This window comes from Erythrobacter sp. NE805 (assembly GCF_046452355.1).
Taxonomy (GTDB): Bacteria; Pseudomonadota; Alphaproteobacteria; order Sphingomonadales; family Sphingomonadaceae; genus Erythrobacter.
The window spans coordinates 1-4,025 of record NZ_JBKFDI010000009.1 but is presented as its reverse complement, the minus strand read 5'-3'; the positions used below and the strand labels follow the sequence as shown (position 1 = coordinate 4,025).

General features: G+C 67.3%; 12 protein-coding genes. All 12 read right to left on the bottom strand.

Annotated elements, in window-relative coordinates:
- On the bottom strand, positions 1–327 hold a 327-nt coding region (locus ACLBKU_RS17550; protein WP_410180865.1), incomplete at its 3' end, for a hypothetical protein.
- Positions 327–920: a lysozyme gene (locus ACLBKU_RS17545; RefSeq protein ID WP_410180864.1), complete on the bottom strand. Its 594-nt coding sequence runs from the start codon at positions 918–920 to the stop codon at positions 327–329. The genes ACLBKU_RS17545 and ACLBKU_RS17550, both read right to left, overlap by 1 nt.
- 59 nt (positions 921–979) lie before the next feature.
- Positions 980–1,354 carry a hypothetical protein gene (locus tag ACLBKU_RS17540; protein WP_410180863.1) on the bottom strand — a complete coding sequence of 125 codons (375 nt, stop codon included), beginning with the start codon at positions 1,352–1,354 and terminating at the stop codon, positions 980–982.
- Positions 1,351–1,770: a hypothetical protein gene (locus ACLBKU_RS17535; RefSeq protein ID WP_410180862.1), complete on the bottom strand. Its 420-nt coding sequence runs from the start codon at positions 1,768–1,770 to the stop codon at positions 1,351–1,353. The genes ACLBKU_RS17540 and ACLBKU_RS17535 overlap by 4 nt, the downstream gene beginning before the upstream one ends.
- Positions 1,770–2,003 (bottom strand): hypothetical protein, encoded by a 234-nt coding sequence (locus tag ACLBKU_RS17530; RefSeq protein WP_410180861.1) that lies wholly within the window; start codon positions 2,001–2,003, stop codon positions 1,770–1,772. Before ACLBKU_RS17530 ends, ACLBKU_RS17535 begins: the two co-directional genes overlap by 1 nt.
- Entirely contained in the window at positions 2,003–2,197 is a 195-nt protein-coding gene (locus ACLBKU_RS17525; protein WP_410180860.1) for a hypothetical protein, read from the bottom strand. The genes ACLBKU_RS17530 and ACLBKU_RS17525 overlap by 1 nt, the downstream gene beginning before the upstream one ends.
- Positions 2,194–2,499, bottom strand: coding sequence for a hypothetical protein (locus ACLBKU_RS17520; protein ID WP_410180859.1), 306 nt, complete (start codon positions 2,497–2,499; stop codon positions 2,194–2,196). The genes ACLBKU_RS17525 and ACLBKU_RS17520 overlap by 4 nt, the downstream gene beginning before the upstream one ends.
- Entirely contained in the window at positions 2,496–2,648 is a 153-nt protein-coding gene (locus ACLBKU_RS17515; RefSeq protein ID WP_410180858.1) for a hypothetical protein, read from the bottom strand. Before ACLBKU_RS17515 ends, ACLBKU_RS17520 begins: the two co-directional genes overlap by 4 nt.
- Positions 2,645–3,352 (bottom strand): gp16 family protein, encoded by a 708-nt coding sequence (locus ACLBKU_RS17510; RefSeq protein WP_410180857.1) that lies wholly within the window; start codon positions 3,350–3,352, stop codon positions 2,645–2,647. The genes ACLBKU_RS17515 and ACLBKU_RS17510 overlap by 4 nt, the downstream gene beginning before the upstream one ends.
- 2 nt (positions 3,353–3,354) lie before the next feature.
- A complete protein-coding gene (locus ACLBKU_RS17505; protein ID WP_410180856.1) occupies positions 3,355–3,513 on the bottom strand; it encodes a hypothetical protein in 159 nt (52 codons plus the stop codon).
- On the bottom strand, positions 3,510–3,854 hold the full coding sequence (locus tag ACLBKU_RS17500) for a hypothetical protein (RefSeq protein ID WP_410180855.1): 345 nt from the start codon (positions 3,852–3,854) through the stop codon (positions 3,510–3,512). Before ACLBKU_RS17500 ends, ACLBKU_RS17505 begins: the two co-directional genes overlap by 4 nt.
- On the bottom strand, positions 3,851–4,012 hold the full coding sequence (locus tag ACLBKU_RS17495) for a hypothetical protein (protein WP_410180866.1): 162 nt from the start codon (positions 4,010–4,012) through the stop codon (positions 3,851–3,853). The genes ACLBKU_RS17500 and ACLBKU_RS17495 overlap by 4 nt, the downstream gene beginning before the upstream one ends.
- Positions 4,013–4,025: the final 13 nt, after the last annotated feature.

The window sequence follows — 4,025 nt, the reverse complement described above, 5'->3', positions numbered from 1 at the left end:
GATCCTTTCCTGTTCGGCCTTCACCCGCGCGGCGTTGGCCTCGGCATCGGCCTTCGCCCTGGCGCTGGCGTCGATGAAGTTGCTGATGGTCCCGAGGTGGGCGAGCTGGGTGTCAGTGAGCAGCTGCTCGGTCTCGCCGATCGTGCGATCGCGGGCGGGCACGATGAGCAGCGCATGCACCGCCCACATGATCGCGCAGATCACCAGCGGGCCGTTGCGCCAGTCGCTGACGATCCACCTGGCGACCGCTGAGAGGCCTCTCAGAAGCCCGTCAAGCGCCCCTGCGCCGAACAGCCGCAGGGCAGCCCAGATGCCGGCCGCACCCATCAGCGCGCGCTCCCCGCCTTGCGCAGTGCAGCGCGGACCTCATCCTTGATGTCGATCTCGCGCCCGGTCGACCAGACCGGGTTGCGCGGCTCCTTCGGATTGACCCGGTCGTAGATCATCACGACGCCGTCGCCCGACCACCGGCCGTCGAAGAACAGCGCGCGTTCGGCCTTGCGGCGGGAGATGATTTCCTTCGGCTTGGACCAGTTCATGAACTCGGACCAGGCGCGCTCGCGCCGGCCGAGCAGGAAGGACTGCACCCAGTCGGCCTGCCCGATCGCGCCGGTGTTCCAGTGGAAGCTGAGGGCCGCGGTGAGCTGCGCCTCGGTCAGTGCGCGCCCGCGGAAGGCGGCGATCACCTGCGGCAGATACTTCGTGCGCAGCAGCCATTCAAAGACCTCGACCGCGCGCTCGATCGATGAGCGGCTGCCGCCATTAGCGGTGTCGTAGCGGCCGACCTTGTGTCCGCTTACATCGGTGACGCCGAAGCCCCAGGTGAGCACGCCGACGCTGTCCTTGTACGCCTTGAGCACGAGGCCCTCGTGCTCGGCGATCTCGAGCAGGGTGCGTTCGGAAAGGAGGGGTTGGGTCATGTCCCGCGACTAGGGCGGGATCGGCGTCGGCCGTTACCTCCGGGGGCGGAGCAAGTCCGCTAGAAGAGGCTCAGCTGTGCCTCTTCCCTGCGGGCACGCTGGAGGATCTCATAGACCCGGCCCTCGCGGATGTTCAAGTGGCGGGCGATCTCGCGCCTCGTCATCTGACCTTCGGCGTCGAGCTGCTTGACCTTGAGATGCAGCACCGCCGACATCGGGACGCGCACGACGGTGCGCCACATTGTGTCGCAGAGCCGCTGCGCGAGCTCCTCGCCGATCGCCTCGGCGATGCGTGGCTCGCGCGCCGGATTCTGGGGGATGTAGACCCGCTCGCCGCGGAAGGCGCAGCCGAAGTCGATCGCCGCCTTGAGGCCGATGACCCCGGCGATCTCGTCGAGCACGCGCGAGCCGGTCGAGGCGAGCTCTTCAGTCACTGGCCGAGATCCAGCGTCATCTGATTGGCGAAGGCGCGCTCGCGGATGCCGGCGCGGCGCATCTTGGCGTCGTAGAGGTTGTGGCACCGTTGACACCAGGCGCGCAGGTTCTCTTCGGCGCAGTTCTCAGGCTGATGATCGAGATGCGCCACGGTCAGCACGATTCGAACGATCCGCAGCTTCTGGACGCCGTGCGGACCATCGCACCACCAGTCGCTGCCCGGCTCCGGCAGGCGGCGATCGCAGCCGGTGATCCGGGCCTTGTGCCACTGGCCATCAGGCGTGCGGCCGCCCAGCTCGTGGTTGGGCACACCGCACTGCTCGCAGCGATTGCCCGCCCGCTCGAAGCGAATGCGGCGGCTGATCGCTGGCCAGTTCTTCGGGTACCGGGCGCGGTTCTCAGGCCGGATCGGCATCAGGATTCGCCCTGCTCGGCCAGAGCGGTCGGGACACCACACCCGGCCTTGCCGGCCCGACCGAAGGGATTGCCCGGGTTCCAGCGGTAGGGGCGCATCGGCACAAGTACCGGCGCCTTGGTAGTCACCGGCTTCCCTGCGATATCGGCGAGCAGCTCCTGGCACAGCCGCGCCATTCCGATGCTCTCGGGACGCCGGGAAAGCGCGAACTGGATGGCCTTGTCGCGGTCCATCAGTGGACAGCCTGCTCGGCCGGCGCGCCGGTGATCGTCGCCTGCGCCAGCGGCAGCGGATGCCCGCAGTGCGAGCACTCGGCAGTGACGCGGCCGACGTGCCACCCTTTGTTCTGGCACTGGGGGCAGCGGTTGGTTTCGCCCTCGTGATAGCAGAGAGGGGCGATCCGCTCGAAGGATGCGCGGGCGTTCATGGCAGTCTCTCCAGCTGCTGGCGAGCTGAGATCAAGCCCTCGGCGAACAGATCGTTGAACGCCTCGAGGGCGGATGCCAGATCATCGCGATCCATCGCCGTGGCGATGCGGCCGATCGATGCAAGAAGCCGATCGCGCTCGGCAGTGATCTCGTCATGCCGGGACTTGAGTGGCTCCAGCGCCACCGCGATCCGGCGCCGAAGCAGGTTGCGGCCCGCCCAATCGGTCAACGGGAGGGCGAGTTCGCGGTCGGGGCCGTTCATCACTGCGAGGAACGCCTCTTCGATGAGATCGCTTTTCATGGCCACACCTCGCAGTCGCCGAAGAACTCGAAGATGATCGAGAGCGGCATCATCGTGTTGAGGATCGAGCGGAACGCCCAACGCGTGGCCGTGATGCGACCGAAGCCCGCGTAGCCCGGGTGGGCGTCGAACCAGTCGACGCCGTTCATGCCGCACCGCCCGCGGCGCGCAGCCTGGCGCCGAGCTGCTGAGCGAGGCTCTGATAGGCCTCGGCATTCATCGGCCCGTTGGCCCCGAGCTCAAGGCCACACAGCCGCCACGCCGCGACATTGATGGTCCAGTCGGGGCGCGCTTCGCCCACCTTCACAAGCTTGGCGAGAATCGCGTGGCACAGCCCTTCATTGAGCTTCAGGGGCGAGAGGTTGTTGCCGCTCGCGTCGGTCTGCGCCCAGCCTTCGATCTCGGCCCGCTTCTTCAGGGCCTCGATCAGCCTGTAGCCATCCGACTGCTTGGCCCAGACGAGCCGCTCGCACCCGATCTGGCGCTTGGCGAAGGCCTCCAGCGCCTTCTCGTCGCGGTTGCGCGCCCACCCGAGGTGGTAGAGCGAGATCCACAGCGCACGGGCCTTGCGAGCCATCGGGTTCTGCGCGACGCCTTTGGCCGCTGGCCGGGGCAGGTCCTTCCAGCCAAGCGCCCGGAACCGGTCGAGCACCATCTCCAGTTCGCGTTCGGAGCAATCCTTGAGCGAGGCCTTGCCGGTTTCCAGGATCAGGATCTGGCGATAGTCGTCCTCGTCGAGGCTGAGGGCCTTCTTGCCGACATGGACCTTGCCGATCATCGCGTTGCGACGTTTGGCGCGGGGATCGAAGCGGGCCGGCCGCGCCAAGGCGGTCGAGACAAGGGAAAGAGCCATGATCATGCGTCTCCCGTGATTGCGGCCACACCGATCGCGAGGATCGCGAAGAGGCCGAGGGTGATGGACATTCCGATCGCTTCGGACCGGGCGGTGCCCGGACCGCGCGCGGCATCGAGCTCGCGCGCGGCCTCTCGGTAGAGGTCTAAGAGGCGGATCATCGCTCGCCTCGTGCCGAAGACATGGCGGAGCGGGCTTTGGTGAGTGCGGCCCAGCAGAGCTTCGCTGCCTCGCTTTTGCTACCGCCATTCTGGAGCATCAAGGAGTGGAGCGTCTCAAGGTACGGCTCGGCGTAGCTGAGCGCCTCCACCAGTTCCCTGGCAGCTGCCATCGCGAGGGTCGCAGGAGCCGGCTTGATGCCGACAAGATTGCCCCCATCGTCGTAGACTGGTTCACCTTCCGCGAAGGCGAGGCAGACGCCGCGTCCCATGATCCGCGCATCGAAAACATGGCTGTTCGCCCCCGGTTCGATGGTCCACGGTCCTTCTGGAAGCGCGCTCAAAGCACGGTGCTCGAGTTCTGCTGCCAGGCCTTGCGCAGGTGCTGGAGCGTGACGGGCGAGCTCTGCGCCACGGCGAGCATGTGCGCGACCTCGAGCACGAAGGTGGCACCGCGCAGCGCGCCCGGCTTGCCGACCATCTCCCGGATGAAGCTGACCATCGCCGGGTCGGAA